Below are 25847 nucleotides of genomic sequence, written 5' to 3' on the forward strand. Positions count from 1 at the left end.
CGATCAGCGGATGCGGTGTTCGGTCGCCGGATCGAAGAACACGGCCTTGGTCAGGTTGAAGGCGAGCGGCGTGCTGGTGCCCGGCTGGATGTTGGCGTCGGCCCGCAACCGCGCCACCACGCCCTTGCCGCCGAGGTTGGTCACCGCGAAAGTGTCGGACCCTGCCGGCTCGACCACTTCGATGTGCAGGTCGGCAGTGGCAATGTTGGAGGCGTTGCGTTCCGCACCTTCCGGATCGGTCAGCGCTTCCGGGCGCACGCCGAAGATGATCGGCTTGCCCTGGAACGCCGACAGGCCCGCCGGCGCATTGGCCATCGGCAGCGTAATGGGCTCGCGCGCCTCGCGCTCCAACACGACGGACAGCGCATTGCCCGACGTGGCAATGGTCGCCGGGATCAGGTTCATCGCCGGCGAACCCATGAAGTCGGCGACGAACAAATTGGTCGGGTTGTTGTAGATCTCGGCCGGGGTGCCGAACTGCTGCACCTCGCCGTCGCGCATGACGGCGATCTTGGTAGCCAGCGTCATCGCCTCGATCTGGTCGTGGGTGACGTAGACGATGGTTGTGCCGGTGGTGGCATGCAGGCGCTTGATCTCGATGCGCATGTCAACGCGCAATTTGGCGTCGAGGTTGGACAAAGGCTCGTCGAACAGGAACAGCTTAGGGTCGCGCACCAGCGCCCGGCCCATGGCGACGCGCTGGCGCTGGCCGCCGGAAAGCTGGCTCGGCTTGCGCTGCAGGAGGTGGCCGATCTGCAGGACCTTGGCCACCTTGTCGATCGCCTTTTGGCGTTCGTCGGCCGGCACGCCGCGCATCTCCATGCCGAAGGAGATGTTTCCGGCCACCGTCATGTTCGGATAGAGCGCATAGCTCTGGAACACCATGGCGATGTCGCGCTTGGATGGGTGCAGATCGTTGATGGCGCGGCCGTCGACGCGGATTTCGCCCTCGGTGATCTGCTCTAGGCCGGCAATCGTGTTGAGCAAGGTGGACTTGCCGCAGCCGGACGGGCCGACCAGCACCAGGAAGCCGCCCTTTTCGAGCTCGACATCGATGCCCTTCAGGATCTCGACATTCCCGAAGCGCTTCTTCAGCCCATCAATTTCCAGAAAAGCCATCAGATTATCCTTTGACCGCGCCCGCCATCAGGCCACGCACGAAGTAGCGGCCGGCGACCACATAGACGAGAAGGGTGGGCAGGGCTGCGATCATCGCCGCAGCCATGTTGACGTTGTATTCGACGACGCCTGTCGAGGTGTTGACGACGTTGTTGAGCGCCACCGTCATCGGCATCACGTCGCCGGAGCCGGCATAGGCGGAGGCGAACAGGAAGTCGTTCCAGATGTTGGTGAACTGGTAGATCACCGTCACCACGATGATCGGCAGCGAGTTGGGCAGCATGATGCGCCGGAAGATCTGGAAGAAGCTTGCCCCGTCGATCTGCGCCGCCTTCACCAGCTCGTTCGGAAACGCTTCGTAGTAATTGCGGAAGAAGAGGGTGGTGAAACCGATGCCGTAGACGACGTGAACGAACACCAGGTTCACGGTCGGATTGCCAAAGCCGAAGGTGAAACCGGTCGCGTTCTGCAGCTTGACGCCGAACCGGCCCAAGCTGCCGAGGATCGTTGCCATCGGCAGCAGTACCGACTGGAACGGGATGAAACAGGCAAACAGCATCAGCCCGAACACCAGCGTCGCCCCGCGAAAGCGCCATTTGGTCAGCACATAGCCGTTGAGCGCGCCGAGCAGGGTCGAGATGATGACTGCCGGAACCACCATCTTGATCGAGTTCCAGAAATAGCCCTTCATGCCGACGCAGGTCAGGCCCGAGCAAACTTCGCTCCACGCCTTTATCCATGGGTCGAAGGTCGGCGCCTGGGGCAGCGCCAGCATGTTGCCGTTCTGGATCTCCTCCATGGTCTTGAACGAGGTCACCAGCATGACGAACAGCGGCATCAGGTAGAACAACGCAAACAGCGCCAGCAGTCCGTAGATGACGATGCGGTTGAGGGTCTTGGTGCTCATGCCGCTAGAGGCCTGGCGGGTAGGGGTGGCAACGGCGCTCATTGCGGCTTCTCCCGCAGTTCCGAATAGAGATAGGGCACGATGATGGCGACGATGGTCATCAGCATGATCACGGCACTCGCCGAGCCGACAGCCATTTCGTTGCGCTTGAACGTGTACTCATACATGAAGTTGGACGGCAGCCAGGCCGAGCCACCGGGGCCGCCGCTGGTCAGCGCCACCACCAGATCGTACGACTTGATGGCGAGGTGGGCGAGCACGATGAAGGCCGACAGGAAGATCGGCCGCAGCAGCGGAATGACGATGCGGCGGTAGAGCTGGAAAGTAGTGGCGCCATCGATCTGCGCCGCTTTCATGATCTCACCGTCGATGCCGCGCAGGCCGGCCAGGAACATCGCCATGATGAAGCCGGAGGCTTGCCAGACGCCGGCGATGACCACCGTGTAGATGACGAAATCCTTGTTCTTGATCCAGTCAAAATGGAAGCTCGTCCAGCCCCATTGATGCAGGGTCTGCTCAAGGCCGAGGCCGGGATCGAGAAACCATTTCCAGGCGACGCCGGTAACGATGAAGGACAGCGCCATCGGGTAGAGATAGATCGGCCGCAACACGCCTTCGCCGCGGATCTTCTGGTCGAGCAGGATGGCCAGGAACAGGCCGAGCGCCAGGCACATGGCGATGTAGAGAAAGCCGAAAATGCCCATATTGACGATCGACGTGTACCAGCTCGATGGCGGGTCGGAGTCGAACGTCCAGCCCCATAGCCGTAGGTAGGCGCGCGGTCCGGTGATGACATAGGACGGAAAAGTCTTGGAATTGGTGAAGGACAGATAGACCGTCCACAGGATGAAGCCATAGACGAAGACGATGGTGATGGCGAAGCTCGGCGCCAGCACGATCTTCGGCAGCGCGTCCTGCAGTCGCGCGCGCACCGAGGGGCGCGACCGCTCCGGCGTCAGCTTGATCTGGGTTGTCGCTACACTGCTCATGAGGCTCCTCCCGTTTCGGGTTGTCCGTGCTCTGCCGTCAGGCGGCAAGGCGACCCCGTGCATACGGGTCTCTGGTCGGCATGGTGTTCAAGAGCGTTTTCACCGTTTCACGAAACGGCGAACCTCTCTAACTCTTTCTTTTACGCAATTCCGGCCGGAAAACCGCTCACACTTTTCCTGGAATTGCGCCAGCTGGCCAATCCTTAGGTGAAACCTTCCCCGCCGAAGCGGGGAAGGTGTGTTTCTGGCTAGCGCTTACTTGGCGTCGTCGATCGCCTTTACCAGTTCGGTCACGGCTTCGTCCGAGGTCTTGATCTGACCATGGACGAACTTCGAAACGACGTCCTTGTAGGCATTGGCGACTGCCGGAGGCGCGCCATAGCCCTGGGCAAGCGAGCCGAACAGTGTGCCGCCTTCGTTGGCAGCCTTCAGGTCGGCGATGCCCTTCTTGCCGCACGCGTCGAAGTCGGTGTCCGGAACGTCGGTACGGGCGGGAACCGAACCCTTGACGACGTTGAAGGCCGACTGGAAGCTCTTCGACAGGGTGGCGGTGGCCAACGCGACCTGGGCGGCCTTGCGGTCGTCCGGAACGTTGAACATGCCGAACATGTCGGAGTTGTAGACCACCGAGCCTTCCGTGCCCGGGAAGCGATAGCACAGGAAGTCGGTGCCCGGCGTTTTCTTGGCGGCGTTGAACTCGCCCTTGGCCCAGTCACCCATCACCTGCACCAGGGCATCGCCCTTGATGACCATGGCGGTGGCAAGGTTCCAGTCGCGGCCCGAGAAGTTCGGGTCGACATAGGTGACGAGCTTGGCGAGGTTATCGAACGACTTCTTCATCGTGTCCGACTTGAGGGACTCGTCGTCGAGGTCGTTGAAGGCCTTCTTGTAGAACTCAGGTCCGCCGGTCGACAGCACAACCGAGTCGAACATGGTGGCTTCCTGCCAGTTCTGGCCGCCAAGGGCGAGCGGAATGACGCCAGCCGCCTTGGCTTTGTCGAGCAGGGCGACGAAGTCGTCGAAGGTCTTTGGCTCGGTGCCGCCGATCTTGTCCATCACCGCCTTGTTGATCCACAGCCAGTTGACGGAGTGGACGTTGACTGGAGCAGCGACCCACTTGCCGTCATAGACGGAGAACTTCTGCAGGGCTGCCGGAACCGACTTATCCCAGCCCTCCTTCTTCGCCGTCTCGGTCAGGTCGCCCATGACGCCGGCCGCCGCATAGTCGAGCACGGTGTAGCCGAGCATCTGCGACGCGGTCGGGTAATTGCCGGCCGCGACCATCGCCTTCAGCGCAGTCATGGCGGCGTCGCCGCCACCACCGGCCACCGGCACGTCCTTCCAGGCATAGCCTTCCTTGGCAAGGTCGCCCTTGAGGACGTTGAGAGCAGCCGCTTCGCCGCCCGACGTCCACCAATGCAGCATCTGCACTTCCTTGACGTCCTCGGCATGGGCCGAGAAAGCAAAGGCCGTCGCCAGAGCCGTTCCGATAAGCAGTTTGCGCAACATGTTCTACCTCCCTTGTTGCATTACACGACCGGTGGAAGCCCACCGGGTTCTTCCAAACTCAGCCGACCCACCAACCGGTGCGCTGGCCGCGATGAAACTGGATTGTCTTTTCCTCGGTATAATCCTCGACAGCGCGTTTGCCGAGTTCGCGTCCGATGCCGGACTGCTTGTAGCCCCCGAATGGCAACTCGGGAAAGCCTTCCATGAATGTGTTCACCCAAACGGTCCCCGAACGCACACCACGCGCCACCGACATACAAGTGTCGATGCTGGCGCTCCACACCCCTGCCGACAGACCATAGGGCGTGTTGTTGGCGATGTGCAACGCCTTTTCAATCGATCCAAAAGTCAGCACGGAGAGCACCGGGCCGAACACTTCCTCGCGCGCAATAGCCATGTCTTCGGTAACGCCGCGGATGATGGTCGGATCGAGGTACTGGCCGGCATTGGACGCCAGCTGGCCGCCACCGCAATAGACATTGCTGCCGTCTTTTGCTGCTACCGCGACGTAACCCGCGACCTTGGTCAGATGGTCGGCTGATATCATCGCGCCAACCTTGGTTCGGTCGTCGAGTGGGTCGCCGACCGTTACCTTGGCGGTCAGGGCCTTGACAGTGGCGAGGAAATCGTCGGCGATGGCTTCATGCACGATCAGCCGACTGCCGGCATTGCAGCATTCGCCGGCGTTGAAGAAGCCGCCGAACACTGCTGCGTCAGCGGCCGCCTCGAGATCGGCATCGGGGAAGACGATCTGGCCGTTCTTGCCGCCGAGCTCCATCGAGACTTTCTTCAGCGACTGCGCGGCGGAAGCCATGGTCATCTTGCCGACGCGGGTAGAGCCGGTGAACGACACCATCTCGACCAGCGGATGGCTGACCATCGGCCCCCCGACATCGGCGCCGAGGCCGGCCAGGATGTTGACGACGCCCGCGGGCAGGCCGGCCTGCATCAGGATGTCGCCGAGCACGAAGGTCGAGGCCGAGGTCATTTCGCTCGGCTTGACCACCGCGGTGCAGCCGGCGGCGAGCGCGAAGGGCAGTTTCTGGCTGACGATCAGGAACGGGAAATTCCACGGGGTGATGATCGAGACGACGCCGATCGGCTCGCGCAGGACCACGCCCAGCATGGCGTCGCCGAGATTGGCGTAGCTTTCGCCGTGCAGCGTGCGGGCGAGCGAGGCGGCATAGCGCCAGATGTCGATGGCGCCGCCGATCTCGCCGCGCGCCTGGGCGATCGGCTTGCCGGATTCCAGCGCATCGAGTCGGGCGATGTCTTCGAGCTGGGCCTCGATCAGGTCGGCCGTCTTGAGCAGGATGGCGGCGCGCTCGGCCGCCTTCGTGCGCGGCCACGGGCCGGTCTCGAATGCCTTGTGCGCGGCCTGCATGGCCGCCTCCACCTCGGCCTCGCCTGCCTGCGCATAGCTCGAAACGGTGAAGCCATGGCCGGGGCTGTTGCGCGCAATCGTGCGGCCGTCACGGGCATCGACATGCTTGCCGTCGATCAGGAGCTTGTAAGCCTTCGGCGCCTTGGACGCCTCGGCCGGCATGGAAATGTTGAGCGGTGCGTTCATCATGCTTTCTCTAGGATCTTGAAAAGGCCGGCTTCTGCTTGGCCTTGAAGGCGCTCACGCCGGCTTTGAGGTCGCCGGTCAGCGCAACGAAGCCGCTGGCGAGCGCCTCGGTGGCGGCCGCACTTTCCTCGCCTTCGGCGACCGCAATCATCAGCTTGGCGGCTTCAGTTGCGAGCGGCCCGCGCCCGGCGATTTTTTCGGCCCAAGTCCTGGCCTCTGCCAGCGCCTGGCCGGTCTCGACCACGCGGTCAACGACGCCGAGTGCAAGCGCGTCGGAGGCGGCAAAGAGCTCGCCGCCGAGTGCCATGCGGCGCACGATCTGGGCCCCAAAGCGGCGCACGGCGCGTTGCGTGCCGGACCAGCCGGGGACGACGCCGATCGATGTCTCGGGGAAGCCGAGCTTCACCTGCGTTTCGGCGACACGGAAGTCGCAGGCGACTGCCAGCTCCAGCCCGCCACCCAACGCATGGCCGGAAAGCACGGCGATGGTCGGCTGGCGGAGCCTCGCCAGCCGGTCGAAGACGCGGTGGCCATAACGCACCCATTGCACCTGAAAGTCGGCAGCGCTCATTTGTGCCCAGGCCTCGACGTCGCCGCCGGCGCAAAAGCCTTTGCCTTCGCCGCGGATCAGCACGACGCGCACGCCATCAGCCATTTCGGCTTCGTCGAGCGCTGTCTCGAGCGCGCGCAGCATCGGAATGTCCAGCGCGTTGAATTTCTCCGGCCGGCGCAGCGTGACGATGCCGATGGCGCCGTCCTGCTTGAAGGTGACGAGGCGCTCAGCCATGCGCGCCTCCGAGCGAAGCGCCGCCATTGAGCGACAGGCCGATCGGCCGATCCTGGTACAGCGCCGCCGGTGTCACCTTGAGGTCGTTGGCGACGCCGAGCGGTGTTTCGGACTGCGCCAGCACATCGCGTTCGAGGTCGATGCCAGGCGCCAGTTCCGTCACCATCAGACCGTCCGGCGTCAGCTTCATCACGCAGCGCTCGGTGACGTAGGTGATGTCCTGCCCTTGTGCGACGGCGCGCTTGCCGGAGAAGGAGATGTGCTCGACCTCGTTGACCACCTTCTTCACCTTGCCTTCTGCATCGATGCGAATGCCGCCATCGGCGAGCGACAGTTTTGCGCCGGCATTGAAGAAGCCGGAGAAGACGATCTTTTTCGCCCGTGCCGTGATGTCGACAAAGCCGCCGGCCCCGGCGGTGACATGTGGCCGGGCCGAGAGTTTCGACACGTTGACGGAGCCGTGGCGGTCGATCTGCAAGAAGGAGAGCAGCGAGGCATCGAAGCCGCCGGCCTGGAAATAGATGAACTGGTGCGGCGAGGGCATAATCGCCTCGGCATTGGAAGCGCAGCCGAACTTGAAGTCGAGCAGCGGCACGCCGCCGACGGCGCCCTGCTCGATCACCCAGGTGACCTTGCCGTGCTGGCCTTCCTCGAGAAGGATACGCGGCACGTTGGCCGAGATGCCGAAGCCGATGTTGACCGCCATGCCGTCGCGCAATTCCATGGCGACGCGGCGCGCGATTACTTTCTGGACGTTCATGTCGGCGTTGCGGAAGCTGGACAACGGCCGGAAGATCTCGCCCGAAATCGCCGGGTCGTAAGGAGTCAGCGTCGTCTGCAACTGGTCGGGCGCCACCACGATGTGGTCAACCAGCACGCCGGGCACGCGCACGTCATGCGGCTTCAGCGTGCCGTTCTCGACGACCCGCTTGACCTGCGCAATGACGATGCCGCCATTGTTGCGGGCGGCGAGCGCCTGTTCAAGGCCGCCGAGATAGGCGCCTTCATGTTCATAGGTCAGGTTGCCGCGCTCGTCGGCGGTGGTGGCGCGGATGATCGAAATGTCAGGCACGATCGAGCGGAAATAGAGCCATTCCTCGCCGTCGAACTGCTGCACCGAGACGATCGGCTCGCTTGCCGCCGCGTTCATGGCGCAGCCCTGGTGGCGCGGGTCGGCAAAAGTGTCGAGGCCGACCTTGGTCAGCACGCCCGGCCGCTTGGCGGCGGCCTCGCGGTGCATGTCGAACAGGATGCCGGAGGGCACGTTGTAGGCGGCGACCGAATTGTCGCCGATCATCTTCCATATCTGCGGCGGCTCGGACGAGGAGGGGCCTGAGGGATAGGAGCCGCAGAGCGTGCGCTTCAACAAGCCGGGCTTGGCCAAATGGTCGATGCCCTTGATGCCATACATGTCGCCGGCGGCGATCGGATGCAGCGTGGTGATGTCTTTCGGATGGCCTTCGGCGTCGAAGCGCTCGCCGATGGCAGCCAGGACGGCGTCAGGGCAGCCAAGGCCGCTCGACGACGAGACGGAGACGGTCATGCCGTCCTTGATCAGGCTTGCTGCTTCAGCGGCGGAGACGAGCTTGCTCACACGACACCTTTCGGATCGATAGTGACGGCCTTGCCGGACTTTGCCGACTGCAACGCTGCTTCGGCTGAGGCCAGCGACCAGACGCCGTCCTCGCCGGTGGCGGAGGGCTGGCCTTCTCCACGCATGGCGGCATGGAACCGGCGCAGCGACCTGGCGTAGAGGTCTTCTCGGTCGAAGCTCAGTTCTTCCTCGCCTTTGGCGGTGCGTAGCAGCACCGAGCCGACTGGCTTCTGCGTCATCACATTTTTTGCGATCAGCGAACCTTCGGAACCATGCACCTCAAAGCCGGTATCGGCGAACTTGGTTGTGAAGCCTTCATGCGACTGGGCGATGATGCCCGACCCGAAGCGCCAGATGCACATGGCGCCGTCTTCCAGCCCGCTGCTGGCCATGCCGGCCAACTGGGTGAAGGCGGAGACCTCGACCGGGTCGTCGCCGAGCACGAAGCGCAGCGTGTCGGCATCATGCACGGTGATGTCGAGCACCACGCCGCCGCCGGCCTCAGGCTTGGTAATGCGCCAGCCCTGCAGGTTTTCCGGCAAATAGACGGAATGGAAGACGCGCGCGGCAATCGGCTTGCCGATGCGGCCGGCTGATATGGCGTCGCGCATGGCGCGGTGGGCGCCGGCATTGCGCAGATGATGGTTGGTGCCAAGCACCACGCCGGCTTCCTTGGCGGCGGCGACCATGGTGCGCGCGTCAGTGCTGGTCAGCGCAAGTGGCTTTTCGCATAGGACATGCTTTCCCGCCTTGATCGCGGCCAGCGCCTGTTCGAGATGCAGTTCATTGGTGGTCGAGATGTAGACGACGTCGATGTCGGCGCCGAGCAAATCGTCAAGCGTCGAGACGGCGAGAGGAATGTTGTTTTCTGCGGCATAGGTCTTGGCGCGCTCCGGGTTGGAGCTCATCACCGCTGATATCTCGCCATCCTTTTGTGCGCGGATGGCGTTGATCATGAACTGTTTGGCGATCGTGCTGGCGCCGATCAGTCCCCATTTGACGCTCATGCCGCGTCTCCCATTCCTGCTGATGTGTCCTGGGCGCCGCGATCGGGACCGCAGCTGTCCCTGACGACTAGATTGACGGCGCCGATATGGTCCTCGGCATGCGTGATGCGCGACTGGATCATCTTCAGCATGACGTGGGCGGCGCGTTCGCCGAGGCCGGGTGTGTCGACCGAGACGCTGGTCAGCGCCGGCATATAATGCTCGGCCTCGACCACGTCGTCGAAGCCGACGACGGCGAAATCCGCGCCGGGCTCCAGCCCGCGCTTGCGCAGCGCCAGCATGACGCCGAAGGCGACGGCGTCGTTGAAGCACAGCGCCGCCGTCGGCGGCTCGGCCATGGCAAGGGCGGTTTCCAGGCAGGCGATGCCGCCCCTGCGGCTGGTCTCGCCTTCGACGACAAGCACGTCGCGTCTGGCCATGCCCAATGTCTCGCAAGCTTCACGAAAACCGCCCAGGCGCTCCTGATAGACGACTAGGTCGGAGGTGCCGCCGAAGAAGGCCAGCCGGCGATGGCCCTTGCCGATCAGATGGGCGGCGGCGAGATACGCGCCGCGATGATTGTCAGGCGCGATCACCGGGATGCGGCTGTCCGGCAGGCGGCGCATGGCGAAGACGACCGGCACGCCCGCCATCTCGAGGCGACGGAAGGCGCCCGGCGTGGTGCCGCGTGCCGGTGACACGATCAGGCCTGCGACGCCCTGTTCCATCAGCGACTTCAGCACTTCTTCCTGGCGCACCGGGTTCTCCGCCGTGTTGGCGATGAAGGGCACGATGCCGGCTGACTGGAAGACGCGCTCCATGCCGACCGCCAGCTCGGCGAAAAAGGGGTTGGTGAGATCGTTGATGACCATGCCGATGACGTTGGAATGGGCTTTGCGCAGATTGGCGGCGCCGCGGTTGTAGACATAGCCGACATCCTCGATCGCCTTGCGAACCTTGACCGCGGTTTCAGGCCGGATCAGCCCTGAGCCTTGCAGCACAAGCGACACCGTCGATTTGGACACACCAGCCTCGCGGGCGATGTCCAGGATCGTTGCCTTGGGCCGGCTGGCCATGTCGGTGGTTTCCTCCGCCTGAATGGGCAAATCTATTGGAACGTTCTAATCACTCTGCCAAACGAGAGTCAATCGGGATTCTTGCGGAGATCGAAAAGGTGATGAATGAGGCTCCAAGCAAGGGCTCTTAGCCTTCTTCGGCATTTGGACCGGTTCAATCGCCGAATCATAAAGGTTCTTGATTTATTGGAACGTTCCATTTATAGGATGCCGAAAACGGAGGTTGCCATGGATATCACCCTGCCTACGCAGAATGGCGGCCGCGTCAGCTACAAGCTCGCGGGCAGTCCGGTCGAGCCCGTAATCGGTGCGGTTTTCCCGCGCATCGCCTATGCCGCTGCCCATGTCGTCGCCGACCCTTTCGCGATGATCGACCCCTGGTCGAAGCCTGCGGTCGATTGGGACAAGACGATGGCATTTCGGCATCATTTATGGCGGCTTGGCTTCCGCATCGCCGAGGCGATGGACACCTCCCAGCGCGGCATGGGTTTCGACTGGGCGAATGCGCAGGAATTGATCCGCCGCTCGATCGCCGAGGCGCGCAGCGTCGAAGGCGCAGACCTCGCCTCGGGCGCCGGCACCGATCATCTGGCGCCGGCCAATTCGAGATCACTCGAAGATGTGATCGCCGCCTATGAGGAGCAGTTCGCTTTCATTGAAGGCGAGGGCGGCAAGGCGATCATGATGGCCAGCCGGGCGCTGGCAGCGGTCGCAAAGGGTCCGGACGACTATATCAGGGTTTACGATCGCATCCTCAGCCAGGCATCCGGCAAGGTCATCCTGCACTGGCTGGGCGACATGTTCGATCCTGCACTGAAAGGTTATTGGGGCAGCGGCAATTTCGAGGCCGCGCTCGACACCGTCGTCGCCATCATCGAGCGCCATGCCGGCAAGGTCGAGGGGATAAAGATTTCCCTGCTCGATGCCGGCAAGGAAGTTGCCTTGCGCAACCGGTTGCCGGAAGGCGTCGTCATGTTCACCGGCGACGATTTCAACTATCCCGAACTGATTGCCGGCGACGGGAAGCGGCACTCGCACGCCTTGCTCGGCATATTCGACGCCATCGCGCCGGTCGCCAGTGCGGCGCTCGCGAAACTGGCTGACGGCGACCGCGCCGGCTTTGACGCGCTGATGGCGCCGACAGTGCCGTTGTCGCGCAAGATCTTCGAGGCGCCGACGGAGTATTACAAGGCCGGCATCGTCTTCATTGCCTGGCTCAACGGCCATCAGGACCATTTCGCCATGGTCGGCGGCATGCAGTCGGCGCGCGGCATCCTGCACTATGCCGACATCTTCCGCCTTGCCGACCAGGCAGGGTTGCTCGCCGATCCCGAGCTTGCGCTGGCCAGGATGAAGCATTTCTGCGCGGTTGCAGGTGCCTGAGAACGACACAATCGCTGGCTGAAACCTGTCCCCCGTATGGGGAATTTGCGTTCTCGCGCCAAATCTGTATTCGGTTGCCGGGATTGGATGCGGACGGAGCGGCAATGACGGAAAAAGTGGCGCTCATCACCGGGGTTACCGGGCAGGACGGGGCCTATCTCGCAGAATTGCTTCTGCAAAAGGGCTATATTGTCCATGGCGTCAAACGCCGCTCGTCCTCGTTCAACACCGAGCGCGTTGACGACATCTATGTCGATCCGCACGAGCGCGGTGCGCGTTTCTTCCTGCATTATGGCGACCTGACCGACGCGACCAACCTTATTCGCCTGGTGCAGGAGATACAGCCCGGCGAGATCTACAATCTCGGCGCCCAGAGTCATGTCCAGGTGAGTTTCGAGACGCCGGAATACACCGGCAATGCCGATGCGCTGGGAACACTCAGGCTGCTCGAGGCGATCCGCATCCTGCGCCTGGAGAAGTCGGTGCGCTTCTATCAGGCATCGACGTCGGAGCTTTACGGCAAGGCGCGCGAGGTCCCGCAAAGCGAGGCGACGCCCTTCCATCCGCGCTCGCCCTATGCCGCGGCCAAGCTTTACGCCTACTGGATCACGGTCAACTACCGCGAGGCTTACGGCATGTTCGCCGCCAACGGAATCCTGTTCAACCACGAAAGCCCGACACGCGGCGAAACCTTCGTCACCCGCAAGATCACGCGGGCCGTCGCCTCGATCCATCACGGCCTTCAGGCCACGCTCTATCTCGGCAATCTCGACGCCAAGCGTGACTGGGGCCATGCGCGCGACTATGTGGAGGGCATGTGGCGCATTCTGCAGCACAGTGAAGCCGACGATTTCGTGCTGGCGACCGGTGAGGCGCATTCGGTGCGCGAATTCGTCGAACTGGCTTTTGCCGAGACCGGACGCACCATCCGCTGGCAAGGCGAGGGTGTCGATGAAGTTGGTGTCGATGCCGGTTCGGGCACTGTCCTGGTGCGCATCGATCCGCGCTATTTCCGGCCGACCGAGGTCGATCTGCTGCTCGGTGACCCCGCCAAGGCCAAGGCAAGACTTGGCTGGTCGCACACGACCGGCTTCAGGGATCTGGTGACGGAAATGGTGCAGGCCGATCTGGCGCGCGCGGCCGGCGGCACGCGGCAGAACAGCCGTTCTGCGTGAGGCAGGCCGATGGACGCGACATTTGAGCTGAAGGGCAAGCGTGTCTTCGTCGCCGGGCATCGCGGCATGGTCGGTTCGGCCGTCGTGCGCCGGCTGGCGAGCGAGGACTGCGAGATACTCACCATCTCGCGCGACAGGCTCGACCTGCTCGACCAGGCAGGGGTGCAGCGCTGGATGGCCGAGCACAGGCCGGATGCGGTGGTGATGGCGGCCGCCAAGGTCGGCGGTATCCTGGCCAATGACCGGTTCCCGGTCGATTTCCTGCAGGACAATTTGGTCATGCAGGGCAATGTCATCGACGGCGCCTTTCGCAGCGAGGTCGGCAAGCTTTTGTTTCTCGGCTCGTCCTGCATCTATCCAAAGCTCGCGCCGCAGCCGATCAGGGAAGACGCCCTGCTGACCGGGCCGCTCGAGCCGACCAACGAATGGTACGCGATCGCGAAGATCGCCGGACTGAAACTGTGCCAGGCCTATCGGCGCCAGCATGGGGTCGACTATATCTCGGCGATGCCGGCCAGCCTCTACGGACCGGGTGACAATTTCGACCTGCAGAGCAGCCATGTCGTGCCGGCCCTGATGCGAAAGGCGCATGCGCTGGCGCTGAGCGGCGGCAACAGCCTCAATGTCTGGGGCTCGGGCACGCCACGGCGTGAATTCCTGCATGTCGACGACGCCGCCGATGCCTTGGTCTGGCTGTTGAAGAATTATGCCGGCGACGGCCACGTCAATGTCGGTTCGGGCGAGGATGTCACCATTGCCGAGCTTGCCCAGACCGTCGCATCGGTCGCCGGCGTCGAGGCTGATATCGCCTTCGATACGACCAAGCCAGATGGCACGCCGCGCAAGTTGATGGATGTTTCGCGGCTGTTTGCGACGGGATGGCGCCCGCGCTACGCGCTTCGCGGTGGATTGGAACAGACATATGCGTGGTTTCTCAACCATGTTGAGAAGGGTGATGTCCGCCTCGGCGCGGCCTGATTCCAATTTTCCTTGAACCATTTCGCTGCCGCCCGCGACCAAGCGGTGTGTAGCAAACACGGTCCATCAAGGAGAACGTCAATGTTTATCACTTCAAGAAACGCATTTCTCGCCGCCATCGCGGTTTCGGTGCTGGCAGGGTGTCAGACGGCACCGCCGAGGGATTGCGAGAAGACCAAGCCCGGTGTCACCTACAACGGCAAATGCTGCGGCATCGGCACCCCGTGCCGTGAAGGCAGCAACGCCCCTCATGACAGGCCCGACAGGCCCGATCCGCGGCCACAGTGATCCGCGAGCCAGAAACGTCCCGGCACGTGCCGGGACGTTTCGTCCCCCGACAGGGTGGATTTACGGATCGGAAGGCCGCTACCCGGTTCCTTGCTGGCCGGCATTTGAATACGAAACGGGACGGCAGGGCAGTAGACGATGCGGTCGCGCAGATCGCGCGAAAACTTCCAGCCGGATCTGTACTTCAAGGGGCTGTTCGACTGTTCGAAGGGAAGGTCCCGTAGAAACTCAGATTTCGCTTTCCGTCGATGCGAAGGATGCTACTAAAAAAAAATCGAGATGCTCTTGAACTCATTTGGGGCGCCTCCTAATTCGATTTCCGCCAAGGCCATAAGGCTCGGCAAAAAATGGCGGCGCCGCACGGGGCGGCGTCCTTGTACCCATGTTGCTTCAAGGAGGATGTGGCTATGAGAACCTTTGATACCCTCTATCGGACCACCGTCGGTTTCGACCGGCTTTTCGACATGCTCGACAGCGGCACGCGTCCAGACTGGCCGCCCTATAACATCGAGAAGGTCGACGAGAACGATTACCGTATCTCGATGGCCATCGCAGGCTTCAGCCAGGATGAGGTTGAGCTGACCCAGCATGGACCCGAACTGGTCGTGGTAGGCCAGAAAGCTGATGATCAGAGCGGACGCCAGCTGCTGCACCAGGGCATCGCCTATCGCAGTTTCAGGCAGACGTTCAAGCTTGCCGACCATATGAAGATCAAGGCAGCCAAACTGGAGAATGGCCTCCTCTCGATCGACATCGTCCGCGAGATTCCCGAAGAGCTGAAGCCGCGCCGCATCAGCATCGGCGTCGGCGACACGCCGACGGCCGCCACTCAGATCACGCAAGACACGGACCGCGCGCGTAAAGCCGCGTAATCCTGTCGATCTGTCACACTTTGAACTGCGGGTCCGCCTCCCGGTTCCGGCCGGGAGGCTGTGATTGCGGAGAAACGAAGATGATCACTGCAGGACGTACTGGCGCGCATCTGTCGCGCGCCCGCAGTTGGCCTGGACCGCGCAAACCATGAACTCAATGGTTCGTTCGATTTGGAGGATCATATGAACGATCGGATGTTTGACAGCGCCGTTTTCGTGAAAAGCGGCGACAACCTTGTTCAGGAAATCACGTGTCTCGAGGACGCTCTGGAGTTCCTCTATGAATGGCCGAAGGACAGGCGCGGCCCCATTCACCAAACCGCATTGCGGGCCTGCCAGCGAGCTTTCGATAGCGATTATCCGCTTTCCGCAGCCAGAGACGCGTTCAGCGGTTTTGCGAAAGCAGCCAGAATCCTTGAGGAAGTATCCACGACAATGCCGTGGATGATGGGCAGAGGTGGCGAAGGCGGAGGAGTGACTGCCTAAAGCGCGTCGCGAAACGGATTCATGCGACACGCTTTAAGTCTTTGTTTTGATGCATGTCGTTGTCCCAGAGCCGCAGCATACTTCTGGGTGACATGCATTAGGAAAGGAGGTCATGATGCTATCGAAACCTTTTGAAAAGCCAGTCCGGGTGTGGGTGGGATTGGGCTTTCCCCGCCAACTCAACACGGTCGCGGATGCTTATCAATTCGCAGCCGAATGGTGTGGCAACAGCCCGGAGCAGAGAGCTGCTATTCGCGCTTGCAAAGCCGCTCTGATTGGTGATGTGGAACCCGAGACAGCACGAGGCGTCTTCGTCGCGTTCGCTCGCAAGAAGGATATTCTTATGGAGGACGGCATCGAGCCTGCGCCTTCAAGGACGCTAAGCCCGCACCACGTCTAAAGCGCGTCGCGTTTGAACGGACTCAGACGACGCGCTTTAGGTCTTTGTTTTTATGCATGTCGTCGTCTCAAAACCGGGGCCACTTTTGAGCGCCATGCATTAGAATGTCCACAAACACGAGGCGGCTGCCACAAGCGGTGGCCGCCTTACCGGCTAAGTCGTCGAAGGGGTGCGCCAAAAACGGGCTTGGCTAAGTTATTGAAAGGATGGTGGGCGTGACAGGGATTGAACCTGTGACCCCTGCAATGTCAATGCAGTGCTCTCCCGCTGAGCTACACGCCCATCCGAAGCCGCGCATACACCATTTTTGGTCCAGCGCGTCAATAGCCGGAAAAGGGAAAGAAAGGCTCGTATGTCGCGCCGCCGACGAAGCGGCGAGATCACACTGTGCGTGCTTCAGGCGGCCTGCAGCATTTTTTCGACCTCGTTGACGAGATCGCGCAGGTGGAAGGGCTTGGACAGCACCTTGGCGTCTTTCGGCGCCTTGGAATCGGGGTTGAGCGCGACGGCCGCGAAACCGGTGATGAACATCACCTTCAGGTCGGGATCGATCTCGGTGGCGCGGCGCGCGAGTTCGATGCCGTCCATCTCCGGCATGACGATATCGGTCAGCAGCAGGGAGAAAGGTTCTTCGCGCAGCCGCTCGTAGGCGCTGGCGCCATTGTCGAAATCGCTGACGTGGTAGCCGGCCCGCTCCAGTGCCTTGACCAGGAACCGGCGCATGTCGTCGTCGTCTTCCGCCAGCAGAATGCGTGCCATCTTGTCCCGTCCGAATCACCCCAGCCAAGCCTGCCGTCCGGCAAGCCCGTTAACCATCCTGTATATGAGGAGCTGACGGTAAACATCAAGTGAACGTTGGCGGCATTAATCCTGATTTGACGGGGTTCCTGACATGCCGAAATGCTGGACATGCGGCCGATGAGGTGGCAGTTTCCCATCATGATGCATTGCTGTTTCCGGGTTCGTTCAAATTGACGACGGCAGCCGAAGATTTTTCGGTCGTTCCACCCTTCGAAATCCGATCGGGCGCCGAGCAGCGCGTTCCGTTCGTCTTCAACTCACCGCATAGCGGCCGCTATTATCCAGACCGCTTCCTGGCCATGGCGCGGCTCGACCGGAGCGCCATCCGCCGCTCCGAGGATTGCTATGTCGACGAGCTGTTCGGCAGCGCGGTGGTGCTGGGCGCGCCGATGCTGGCGGCGAATTTTCCGCGCGCCTACCTCGACGTCAATCGCGAACCCTGGGAACTCGACCCGCGCATGTTCGCCGAGCCGGTGCCGTCCTTCTGCAACATCCGCTCGGCGCGCGTTGCCGGCGGGCTCGGCACCGTGCCCAAGCTGGTGGGTGAGGGGCTCGACATCTATTCCGGCCGTCTGCCGCTGGCGGAGGCCGTCCAGCGCATAGAGGCGGTCTACAAACCCTATCACGAGACGCTGAAGCGGCTATTGACCAGAACCCATGCCAGGTTCGGCTATGCCGTGCTGATCGACTGCCATTCGATGCCGGCGAGCATCAGGGTGGGCGACAGCGGCCTGCGGCCGGATTTCATCGTCGGCGACCGTTTCGGCATCTCGGCCACGGCAGCCCTGACCGAGACGGCGATCGGCCTGCTCATCGGCATGGGCTACACCGTCGCCCACAACAAACCCTATGCAGGCGGCTTCATCACCGAGCATTACGGCCGGCCGGCGCGCCATCTGCATGCGCTGCAGATCGAGGTCAATCGCGGCCTCTACATGAATGAGCGGACGTTCCAGAAATCGGCCGGCTTCGATGCGCTGGCCGACGATATGGCGCGCTTTTCGGCCGACCTGATGGCGATGCCCGACCACCACTTCATAGACCTGCCGCTGGCCGCCGAATGACACGGAGCGGCGGCTGTTCATGAGATCCCGCGCTGGCGATCCCGCAGCGTAAAAAAAGACCGCATCGTTTGCACGACACGGTCGAAGTCTAGGGAGGAAACGCCCAAGGAGGGCATGGACAGGAAAACCTGTCCGAGAACAAATTTATTGTGCGATGCACAAATGTCAATCGATCCCACGCTTTTTTAATTCACTCTGATGTGAAAATGCGTTTCGATGGCGCCGATGTGTGACATTTCGGCAACGCTGATGTCTCTAAAATCGATAAACCGGCTTGTTTTGGCGGGAAAGTGCCTGCAGACCGGGTTGGCACTCTGCAATGCGGGAGAATCACGTGGACATCAGCATCGATTTCATGCGCCGGATCGCGCAAGCGGCGGCGGCTGAAACCTTGCCGCGTTTTCGCGCACAGGGCGCGGTGGCCAACAAGGAAAAAGGCAGTTTCGACCCGGTCACCGAGGCCGACCGCGAGGCCGAGCGCGCCATTCGGGCGCTGATCTCGGCTGAGTATCCCGATCACGGTATCCTTGGCGAAGAACATGGCAGCGAAAACATCTCCTCAAGGCATGTCTGGGTGATCGATCCGATCGATGGTACCCGCGCCTTCATCTCAGGCTTGCCGGTGTGGGGAACGCTGGTCGGATTGACGGTCGACGGTGACGCCGTCGCCGGCATGATGGCGCAGCCGTTCACCGGCGAGCTGTTCTACGCCAACGCTTCCGGCTCCCACTACGAAGGCCCCGGTGGGCCGCGGAAGCTGTCGACCCGCAAGAGGACGAAGCTTGACGAGGCGACCTTGTTCACCACCACGCCGGCGCTTTTCAAGGGCGAGGCGCGCACCCGCTACGACGCGTTCGAGAAACAGATCCAGCTCGCCCGCTACGGAGCCGATTGCTACGCCTTTGCCATGATCGCGTCCGGCAGCGTCGACATCGTCGCCGATCCCGGATTGAAACCCTACGACATCGTGGCGCTGATCCCGATCATCGAAAAGGCCGGCGGCGTCGTCACCACATTCGAGGGCGGTCCGGCGGAAAAGGGCGGCGACATCCTGGCCGCCGCAACGCCGGAGCTTCATGCGGCTGCAATGGCAGCCCTGCGGGGCTGATAGTCGACCCGATCAGCGCGGCTTGATCGAGCGCTGGAATTCCGCCGGCGTTCGCCCGTAGACCTGCCTGAACGCTGAGCTGAAATGGCTGTGGCTGGAGAAGCCGAGGTCCAGGCCGAGCGTGGTCAGATTGTCGTAGCGGCCAAGCAGGTCGAGCGCGCGCGCCAGCCGCAGGCGCAGATGGTAGCGATAGAGCGGCATCGCCTCGACCTGCTGGAAAACCTGCGTGAGATAAACCGGTGATACCCCGACTTCAGCGGCGATCTCGGCCAGCGTCCAGCGCCGCGAAAGATCCGAGGACAGGACGAGCTTGGCGCGATCGACCAGCTTCTGCCGGCCAGCGCTGGCGCCGGCGGCATGCGAGGTGCGCTCGCCGAGGGAGCGCCGCACCAGCGTCAGCGCCAGGGTTTCGGCCTCCAGCGTTTCGGCAATGTTGCGGCTCAGGCTGTGGCGCAGCACCGCCACCAGCGCCTGAGCCCGCGGGTCGATGCGGCGGCGCTGACGACGAAACGCCACGGCGCTGCCCGAGCGCAACTGCTCCTTCGGCGTCAACTCCTGCAGTTGCGCCTCCTCGATAACGAGATCGAGGCAGGAATCGCCACCCTCGACGGGATGGCTGATCCGGTAGCCTTCGGCGTTGTTGAAGAACAACAACTGGTTGGCTTCGGCGACCGCATCGTTGCGGCCGACATGGCGCACGAAGACGCCGCGATAGGGAAACACAAGATGCGTGGCAGCGGTGCACTCTTCTTCGCTCTTGTGCCGGCATTCGCCGCTGCAGAGGACATCCCTCACCCTGACGGCGCCGGTGTCCAGAAGCGTCTGTACCGTGAACTGCGACATGGTGAGCTGAGACATGGCCGTTGCATTCTACCCTTGCGCCGAAAGCTGCTCCGGCACATTAGGCGATTGGCTTGTCCAAACCTGTCAGGAGACTTCACCTGTCGGGCCCTTCGTAACGGCCATGGCTCAGTCCCACAAACGGCGCATGTATTCGCAGTGAGCGTCGCTGCGCGACAGGCCGATGTCCTTGAGCTGTTCGTCGGTCATTTCGAGCAAGGCAAGGCGGCTTCGGCGCCTTTCCAGTTGACGGCCGATCCAGTTGGCCGCCGCGATGCCTTGTGTCCGCAAGGACCGCCGGAACGTCGCGGTTTGAGTTGTCGGCTGATGTGCGAGGCATTGCGCCGCCGCTGCATGATCGGGGCGCATCGCTCAGGCTTCCCCGTTGCCGGCCACTGATGCGCCGGCCACTGAGGCGCCGGCTTCGTTCAGCGCAATCGCGCATTCCTCGCAGCAGACCTCGACGGTCTTGCCGCCGACCTTGACGCGGATCGGGTTGGCGTCCAGCTGGCAATCGCAGGCAGCGCAGGTTTTCTCGGTCATGACGTCATCCCCTTGGCGTTCAGTATGCGGAGAGATGAGCATTCCGGGGCGGCACCGGCTGTCAGAATCTTTAGCTCTTTGGGTGCTGCCGGCGCTGCTCCTGACAGAAGGCTGTCAGCAGGCGCAAGCTCAAGGCGCCGCAACATGCAGCGCCGGCGGCATCAGGCTGTTGGGTCGTCGTTGCCGGGTATGAAGGCGTCGAAGGCGGCGAGCAACTGCTCGCGATAGACATCGGCCTCCTGCAGGATCTCGTGTTTCGAGCCATCGATCATCAGCAGCGAGCCGAGGCGCAGACGCCTGGCATAGGCTTCCACGGCCTTGGTCGAGACGACCTGATCGGCGCCGGCGGCGATCATCAGCAGCGGCACCTGGATCCTGGCCATGAAGTCGGGCTCACTGATGGCTTCGCCTGCCTTGATTGCCGCCTGCAGCCAGCGGATCGTCGGCCCGCCGAGCGCCAGTTGCGGATAGTGCTCGTAGATTTTCGTGTTGCGCTGATAGCGCCCGGGGTCCGATGTCACCTTGTTGAGGGCGAAGGGCAGGGTTTCCCTGGGACGCGGACCCCAGGCGGCGTAGAGCCGGCCGAGGCCGAGAAAGCACAATATCGAGCAGACGCGGCGCGCGGTTTTTGCCGACACGGGCGAGTCGGGCACCGTCAGGAAAGGCGCAATCAGCACCATGCGACGCACCCGGTTGACCATCGACGGCGCCGCGAGCAGCGCGATCACGGCGCCCATCGAATGGGCGAGGATGTAATACGGGCCGCGGCAGTCGGGCAGCACGATATCCTCGAAGAACTGTTCGAGGTCGCCGGTGTAATCGTAGAAGGAGCGGACATAGCCGCGTTGCGGGTCGGCGATCAGCCGGTCGGAATCGCCCTGGCCGCGCCAGTCGAGGGTGGCGACGCCGAGGCCGCGGTCGGTCAGGTTGCGGATGGTTTCGAAATATTTCTCGATGCACTCGTTGCGGCCGGGCAGCAGCACGACGGTGCCTTTCAGCGGCCGGGTGACCGCGGCAAACAGGCCGTAGCGGATCTTCTTGCCGTCGCGCGTGGTGAAAAAGCCGCCGCCGACATTTTGCGGCGGCGGATTGCCTGGCGTGGGATGGAAGAGATCCGTCATTAGGCGCTTGCGTGTTCGTGGTGTCTCACCCGGCAGGGGCGTCGGCATGGTGATAGACGCCAATGGATGAAAAGCAAAGGGAGGGCGCCAAGGGGGCGGACGAACGACAAGCAAGGCCGGAAGCAGCCTGCGGCGGCGTGCTTCCGGCCTCTGTCGATCCGGGAGGAAGGGACGTTACACCCGGTCGGCCTCGTCGCGGCGCTTTCATCCGGCGCCGCCTGGTTCTTTATCCTGGGGGCACTCTAGCGCGGCCGGCTGAACGGGCGCCGAAGCAGCGGTTCATCTGCCGTTCATCGACGCCTCGATTGGCGCTCTTCAAAAATCCTTGAAATGCGCTTTTGCGCTCCCCAAATGTCGGATGCAGCTGCCGATGTCGGGGCTGCTGGTCCACCCGAAACGCCTTTCCAGGGTTTCGCACCGGCCACACGCAAACATGTTGCTCAACAGGAGAACACCTCATGCGTCACGTTGATTTTTCCCCGCTCTATCGCTCGACCGTCGGCTTCGACCGCCTGTTCACCATGCTCGACTCGCTGGCCCAGCCCGATGGCGCGCAGACCTATCCGCCCTACAACATCGAGCGCACCGGCGAGGACGCCTATCGCATCTCGATGGCGGTTGCCGGCTTCTCGGACGAAGAGATTTCGATCGAAGCCCACCGCAACGTGCTGACCGTCAAGGGTGAGCGCAAGGAAGAGGGCAATGGCGAAGGCTCCGAGCTGCTCTACCGCGGCATTGCCTCGCGTTCGTTCGAGCGCCGCTTCCAGCTTGCCGACCATGTCGAGGTCGTCGGCGCCACGCTGAAGAACGGCCTGCTTTTCGTCGACCTTAAGCGCAACATCCCCGAGGAGCTGAAGCCGCGCAAGATCGCGATTACCGCCTCTTCGGCCAACGCCAAGCAGATCGAGGCCAAGAACGCCGGGTGATCAAGACGGCGGCGTCACAACGCCCAAGGTTAAAAGCGTCTCCTCCCGAGACGAAAGCGGCGCCGCGAGGCGCCGCTTTTTTTCGCCGCAGCCTCTGTCACCCCAACCGAAGAGTTCTGGCTCTTTTGCGGCGGGCGCCGTCTTCCCATGAAGGGCGATGTCTGATCTCTCGGCTGATTTTTCCCTGGCCCTAACGGCAACCATTGCGGTGACCTTCCTGCTGGCCGGCATCGTCAAGGGCGTTACCGGTATGGGACTGCCGACGTTGGCGATGGGGCTGCTGGGCACAATCATGCCGCCGGTCGCCGCGGCTTCGCTGCTGATCGTGCCGTCCTTCGTCACCAATATCTGGCAGCTGTTTGCCGGCCCGAGCTTCGGATGGATCCTCAGGCGGCTGTGGCTGATGATGGTCGGCATCGTCGCCGGCACGCTGGCCGGCTCATGGCTGCTGGCCAGCGACAATGTCAAATGGACGACGGCCGGCCTCGGGGCGGCGCTGATCGTCTATGCCGTCTATACGCTGCTGGCGCGGCAGTTGACGGTTCCCGCGTCAGCCGAGCGCTGGTCGTCGCCCATCGTCGGTTTCCTTACCGGCATCGTCACCGGCGGCACCGGCGTGTTCGTCGTGCCCGCTGTACCTTACATTCAGGCGCTGGGCTTGAGCCGTGACGATCTGATCCAGGCGCTCGGCCTGTCCTTCACCGTGTCGACGATCGCGCTCGCTGCCGGCCTTGCCTCGCACGGCGCGTTCCAGGTCGGGCATGTCGCCATGTCGTCGCTGGCGGTTGCGCCGGCCTTGCTCGGCATGTGGCTCGGACAGTTGCTCCGGCAGCGGATCAGCCCGGCGACCTTCCGGCGCTGGTTTCTGATTTTCCTGATCTTGCTTGGCCTCGAGCTTTTGGCGCGGCCTTTCCTTGCTTAGCCACCGGTGCCGGTTGCGAGAACGGCCTCGACGTTTTGCCGGTGGACGGGCTCGTACAGCGCGAAGTACTCGACCTCGCCCGTGGCGAACATGTCGGCGCCGAAGGTTTTCAGATCCTGCTTCGCAAGATCAGGCTCATGCCGGCAGCGAAGCAGTTTTTGAACGTAGGCTTGCGTGGCGGCGATGAGGCCTTTGTCGTAGCCGCCTCGCTCAATCGCTTCGAGCGAGCCGTGATTGGGCAAGATGCGGTCTATCGGCCACCCGCTCATGCGTTCGAGATCGACCAGATGTTGCGCCAGCCGATCCGCCTCGCTGACATAGGTGATCGGATCCTCCAGCGTGTCGCCCGCCAGCAGCAGGCCGTTCCCAGGCATGAACAGCACGGTGCCGTCATGGCTGTGGATTTCGACCTGACGCAGCTCGACGGCGATCGATCCAACGGTGAGGTCAAGACTGCCTTCGAAGGTCCTGTTCGGCAGCACGAGAGGCTTGATCGGTGGAACACCGCTTTCGATCTCGGCCCGGTTGTTCGCGAGCGCCGAGGCGGTGAGCGTGTTGGCGATAATCTCGCAATCCTGAAACACCTCATTGCCGGCGATATGATCGTCATGCCAGTGGCTGAGCACCACCCGGATCGAGCTGACCCCCATGTCTTCGAGCGTCTGCCTGATGAAGCGCGCGTGAGGCAGCGAAATATGCGTGTCGTAGACAAGCGCCTGCGAGCCATCGGCGATCGCATAGGTGCAGATGCCGAGGGCATAGGCGCCGTCGTCCAGCCAGTTCGGTTCGTCCGACCAGGCGCGAACGCCGTCGATGCGGCCATCGTAGAAGCCGAGCACGTTTGGCGCCGGGCGAACCAGCCGCATGGTTGAGCCGAGAAGTGGCTTTGTCATTGGCGCGGTCTCGCGAGTTCAGGCGATCATCTGGCCGAAGCGATCGACCTCATCTGAAGTCGTGGCAAAGCTGGTGACGAAGCGATAGAGCAACTCGTCCTCGCCGACATGGCCATCGAAGCCGTGCGGCCTGTGCCAGTCGTAAAAGGCGGCGCCGGCCGATTGCAGCCTTTCGGCTTCCGCCTTTTTCATCACCGCGAACACCTCGTTGGCCTGCGGCAACCAGGCGAGCTTCGCCGTTGCCGAATCCTCGATCGCAGCCGCCAGGCGCGCGGCCATGGCATTGGCATGACGGGCCGTGTCCAGCCACAGGCCGTCCGTGAAGTAGGCGTCGAACTGCGCTGCGATGAAGCGCGACTTGGAGAACAGCTGTGCGGCGCGCTTGCGCAGGAAGGACAGCTCCTTGGCGCGGTCTAGATCGAACAGCACCACCGCTTCGGCGCACCAGCAGCCGTTCTTGGTGCCGCCGAACGAGACGATATCGACGCCGCGCTTCCAGGTCATTTCGGCCGGCGTCGTCTCAAGCGCGACCAATGCGTTGGCAAAACGGGCGCCGTCCATATGCAGCGGCAGGGAAAAGCGTTTGGCGATCTCCGAAATGGTGGAAATGTCGTCGAGCCCGTACACTGTGCCGACTTCGGTCGATTGGGTGATCGAGACGGCCGTCGGGCGTCCCCAATGGACGATTTCGGGTGCGAAACGGGCGACGGCGCGTTCAAGATTGTGCGGATCGATCTTGCCCAGGGCGCCGTCGACAGCATGGAGACGCGAGCCGCCGCTGAAATATTCCGGCGCGCCGCATTCGTCCTCGATGATGTGCGATTCGCGGTGCGCAAAGGAAATGCCGCCGGGCTTGTTGTAAGCGGCCAGGGACAGCGAGTTGGCCGCCGTGCCGGTAGCGACGAAGAACACCGCGACCTCGCGTTCGAAGATCTCGCTGAAACGCTGGTAGACGGCCCGGTCGAGATCGCCATCGCCATAGGCGGTCGAAAAGCCGCCAGCATTGGCTGACAGCCCGGCGGCAATGTTGGAATGGACGCCCGCCCAGTTGTCGGATGCAAAGAACATCAGGAAAGTCCCTGCCTGGTTGAGAAAGTCTGGTTGCGACAAGAGCGCGACCATGGCCGTTTCGGGGTTTGACGCGCAAGGGCCAAGGGCTGAAAAAGCGGTAAAGCCAAAGGCGATCACGAAGGAGTGCCGGGACCGAAATTTCGTTTCAACAGCGCCTGACGTAATTTTCTGTCGCCAAACGTCCACGAATTTGGTGAATCGGTCTTGTGTGCGCCCAGGATTTCTGCCATAAAAATTTAGGACAGTAGTGCTGTCTTATTTTGTCGCACAAGTCAGGCTGGATTGGCGTATCATTTGGGCCACTCCGGCCGGTGCCGCGAGCGACCGGGTAGACGGCTCGGCTGTGGCCTGTACGATACCGGATACGAACCGGCGGTGCACCGCACGGTCCGCCAAGGATTTCGAAAAGACGTGCCGCAAGAATGAGAGCGGAAGCCAG

General features: G+C 62.6%; 27 protein-coding genes and 1 tRNA gene. 11 read left to right on the forward strand and 17 right to left on the reverse strand.

What is annotated here, in order from left to right; all coding sequences use genetic code 11:
• Positions 1–3: 3 nt before the first annotated feature.
• The 9 genes from NKI31_RS03935 to NKI31_RS03975 form a co-directional block, all read right to left on the reverse strand.
• Positions 4–1119, reverse strand: a complete 1116-nt coding sequence (locus NKI31_RS03935; RefSeq protein WP_023671180.1) for an ABC transporter ATP-binding protein — start codon at positions 1117–1119, stop codon at positions 4–6.
• A gap of 4 nt (positions 1120–1123) precedes the next feature.
• Positions 1124–2068, reverse strand: a complete 945-nt coding sequence (locus tag NKI31_RS03940; RefSeq protein ID WP_352650528.1) for a carbohydrate ABC transporter permease — start codon at positions 2066–2068, stop codon at positions 1124–1126.
• Complete coding sequence (locus tag NKI31_RS03945) at positions 2065–3015, reverse strand: carbohydrate ABC transporter permease (protein WP_023832915.1); 951 nt, start codon at positions 3013–3015, stop codon at positions 2065–2067. Before NKI31_RS03945 ends, NKI31_RS03940 begins: the two co-directional genes overlap by 4 nt.
• A 255-nt stretch (positions 3016–3270) precedes the next feature.
• On the reverse strand, positions 3271–4524 hold the full coding sequence (locus tag NKI31_RS03950) for an ABC transporter substrate-binding protein (RefSeq protein WP_027049809.1): 1254 nt from the start codon (positions 4522–4524) through the stop codon (positions 3271–3273).
• A gap of 58 nt (positions 4525–4582) precedes the next feature.
• On the reverse strand, positions 4583–6094 hold the full coding sequence (locus NKI31_RS03955) for an aldehyde dehydrogenase family protein (protein WP_352650731.1): 1512 nt from the start codon (positions 6092–6094) through the stop codon (positions 4583–4585).
• Between the two features lie 10 nt (positions 6095–6104).
• On the reverse strand, positions 6105–6881 hold the full coding sequence (locus NKI31_RS03960; RefSeq protein ID WP_352650530.1) for an enoyl-CoA hydratase/isomerase family protein: 777 nt from the start codon (positions 6879–6881) through the stop codon (positions 6105–6107).
• On the reverse strand, positions 6874–8475 hold the full coding sequence (locus NKI31_RS03965) for an acyl CoA:acetate/3-ketoacid CoA transferase (RefSeq protein ID WP_352650532.1): 1602 nt from the start codon (positions 8473–8475) through the stop codon (positions 6874–6876). The genes NKI31_RS03960 and NKI31_RS03965 overlap by 8 nt, the downstream gene beginning before the upstream one ends.
• Positions 8472–9482, reverse strand: a complete 1011-nt coding sequence (locus tag NKI31_RS03970; RefSeq protein ID WP_352650534.1) for a Gfo/Idh/MocA family protein — start codon at positions 9480–9482, stop codon at positions 8472–8474. Before NKI31_RS03970 ends, NKI31_RS03965 begins: the two co-directional genes overlap by 4 nt.
• A complete protein-coding gene (locus NKI31_RS03975; RefSeq protein WP_352650536.1) occupies positions 9479–10537 on the reverse strand; it encodes a LacI family DNA-binding transcriptional regulator in 1059 nt (352 codons plus the stop codon). The genes NKI31_RS03970 and NKI31_RS03975 overlap by 4 nt, the downstream gene beginning before the upstream one ends.
• Positions 10538–10765: 228 nt before the next feature.
• Here NKI31_RS03975 and NKI31_RS03980 point away from each other — a divergent pair, with 228 nt between their 5' ends.
• The 7 genes from NKI31_RS03980 (at position 10766) to NKI31_RS04010 (ending at position 16119) form a co-directional block, all read left to right on the forward strand.
• Positions 10766–11920 (forward strand): dihydrodipicolinate synthase family protein, encoded by a 1155-nt coding sequence (locus tag NKI31_RS03980; RefSeq protein ID WP_352650538.1) that lies wholly within the window; start codon positions 10766–10768, stop codon positions 11918–11920.
• A gap of 104 nt (positions 11921–12024) precedes the next feature.
• Positions 12025–13095, forward strand: a complete 1071-nt coding sequence (gene gmd, locus NKI31_RS03985; RefSeq protein ID WP_352650540.1) for a GDP-mannose 4,6-dehydratase — start codon at positions 12025–12027, stop codon at positions 13093–13095.
• A 9-nt stretch (positions 13096–13104) separates the two neighbouring features.
• The gene (fcl, locus tag NKI31_RS03990) at positions 13105–14073 is read left to right on the forward strand and encodes a GDP-L-fucose synthase (protein WP_352650542.1); all 969 of its coding nucleotides are present in this window, start codon (positions 13105–13107) and stop codon (positions 14071–14073) included.
• A gap of 81 nt (positions 14074–14154) precedes the next feature.
• Positions 14155–14361: a hypothetical protein gene (locus tag NKI31_RS03995; protein ID WP_352650544.1), complete on the forward strand. Its 207-nt coding sequence runs from the start codon at positions 14155–14157 to the stop codon at positions 14359–14361.
• A 407-nt stretch (positions 14362–14768) separates the two neighbouring features.
• A complete protein-coding gene (locus NKI31_RS04000) occupies positions 14769–15233 on the forward strand; it encodes an Hsp20 family protein (RefSeq protein ID WP_023671192.1) in 465 nt (154 codons plus the stop codon).
• A 183-nt stretch (positions 15234–15416) separates the two neighbouring features.
• On the forward strand, positions 15417–15719 hold the full coding sequence (locus NKI31_RS04005; RefSeq protein WP_023671193.1) for a DUF982 domain-containing protein: 303 nt from the start codon (positions 15417–15419) through the stop codon (positions 15717–15719).
• Positions 15720–15831: 112 nt separating this feature from the next.
• Positions 15832–16119, forward strand: a complete 288-nt coding sequence (locus NKI31_RS04010) for a DUF982 domain-containing protein (RefSeq protein WP_245260022.1) — start codon at positions 15832–15834, stop codon at positions 16117–16119.
• 207 nt (positions 16120–16326) lie between these two features.
• Here NKI31_RS04010 and NKI31_RS04015 read toward each other — a convergent pair.
• Positions 16327–16401: transfer RNA gene (locus tag NKI31_RS04015), tRNA-Val, on the reverse strand.
• A gap of 114 nt (positions 16402–16515) precedes the next feature.
• A complete protein-coding gene (gene cpdR, locus NKI31_RS04020) occupies positions 16516–16878 on the reverse strand; it encodes a cell cycle two-component system response regulator CpdR (protein ID WP_023671195.1) in 363 nt (120 codons plus the stop codon).
• A 164-nt stretch (positions 16879–17042) separates the two neighbouring features.
• Between cpdR and NKI31_RS04025 the strand changes: the two genes are divergently transcribed.
• The gene (locus NKI31_RS04025; RefSeq protein ID WP_352650546.1) at positions 17043–17984 is read left to right on the forward strand and encodes an N-formylglutamate amidohydrolase; all 942 of its coding nucleotides are present in this window, start codon (positions 17043–17045) and stop codon (positions 17982–17984) included.
• 334 nt (positions 17985–18318) lie between these two features.
• A complete protein-coding gene (gene hisN / locus NKI31_RS04030; protein WP_023671197.1) occupies positions 18319–19092 on the forward strand; it encodes a histidinol-phosphatase in 774 nt (257 codons plus the stop codon).
• A 12-nt stretch (positions 19093–19104) separates the two neighbouring features.
• On the opposite strand, the gene NKI31_RS04035 is transcribed toward hisN, so the two are convergent.
• The 4 genes from NKI31_RS04035 to NKI31_RS04050 all read right to left on the reverse strand — a co-directional run bounded on the left by NKI31_RS04035 (position 19105) and on the right by NKI31_RS04050 (position 21596).
• Positions 19105–19935 carry a helix-turn-helix domain-containing protein gene (locus NKI31_RS04035; RefSeq protein WP_352650733.1) on the reverse strand — a complete coding sequence of 277 codons (831 nt, stop codon included), beginning with the start codon at positions 19933–19935 and terminating at the stop codon, positions 19105–19107.
• A 126-nt stretch (positions 19936–20061) separates the two neighbouring features.
• Positions 20062–20301 carry a DUF1127 domain-containing protein gene (locus NKI31_RS04040; RefSeq protein WP_023686421.1) on the reverse strand — a complete coding sequence of 80 codons (240 nt, stop codon included), beginning with the start codon at positions 20299–20301 and terminating at the stop codon, positions 20062–20064.
• Positions 20302–20304: 3 nt separating this feature from the next.
• The gene (locus tag NKI31_RS04045; protein WP_023683236.1) at positions 20305–20475 is read right to left on the reverse strand and encodes a hypothetical protein; all 171 of its coding nucleotides are present in this window, start codon (positions 20473–20475) and stop codon (positions 20305–20307) included.
• A 161-nt stretch (positions 20476–20636) separates the two neighbouring features.
• Positions 20637–21596: an alpha/beta fold hydrolase gene (locus NKI31_RS04050; RefSeq protein WP_023737639.1), complete on the reverse strand. Its 960-nt coding sequence runs from the start codon at positions 21594–21596 to the stop codon at positions 20637–20639.
• Between the two features lie 458 nt (positions 21597–22054).
• On the opposite strand from NKI31_RS04050, the gene NKI31_RS04055 reads away from it, so the two are divergent.
• Complete coding sequence (locus NKI31_RS04055; RefSeq protein WP_352650549.1) at positions 22055–22522, forward strand: Hsp20 family protein; 468 nt, start codon at positions 22055–22057, stop codon at positions 22520–22522.
• A gap of 157 nt (positions 22523–22679) precedes the next feature.
• The gene (locus NKI31_RS04060; protein WP_023701029.1) at positions 22680–23444 is read left to right on the forward strand and encodes a sulfite exporter TauE/SafE family protein; all 765 of its coding nucleotides are present in this window, start codon (positions 22680–22682) and stop codon (positions 23442–23444) included.
• Here the strand turns inward: NKI31_RS04060 and NKI31_RS04065 are convergent.
• Positions 23441–24337 carry an MBL fold metallo-hydrolase gene (locus tag NKI31_RS04065; RefSeq protein WP_352650551.1) on the reverse strand — a complete coding sequence of 299 codons (897 nt, stop codon included), beginning with the start codon at positions 24335–24337 and terminating at the stop codon, positions 23441–23443. The two genes, NKI31_RS04060 and NKI31_RS04065, sit on opposite strands and share 4 nt — an antisense overlap.
• 18 nt (positions 24338–24355) lie before the next feature.
• A complete protein-coding gene (locus NKI31_RS04070; protein WP_023710937.1) occupies positions 24356–25405 on the reverse strand; it encodes a threonine aldolase family protein in 1050 nt (349 codons plus the stop codon).
• Positions 25406–25847 lie beyond the last annotated feature (442 nt).

The sequence above is a fragment of the Mesorhizobium sp. M0659 genome, assembly GCF_040320605.1.
In the GTDB taxonomy this organism is placed as follows: domain Bacteria; phylum Pseudomonadota; class Alphaproteobacteria; order Rhizobiales; family Rhizobiaceae; genus Mesorhizobium.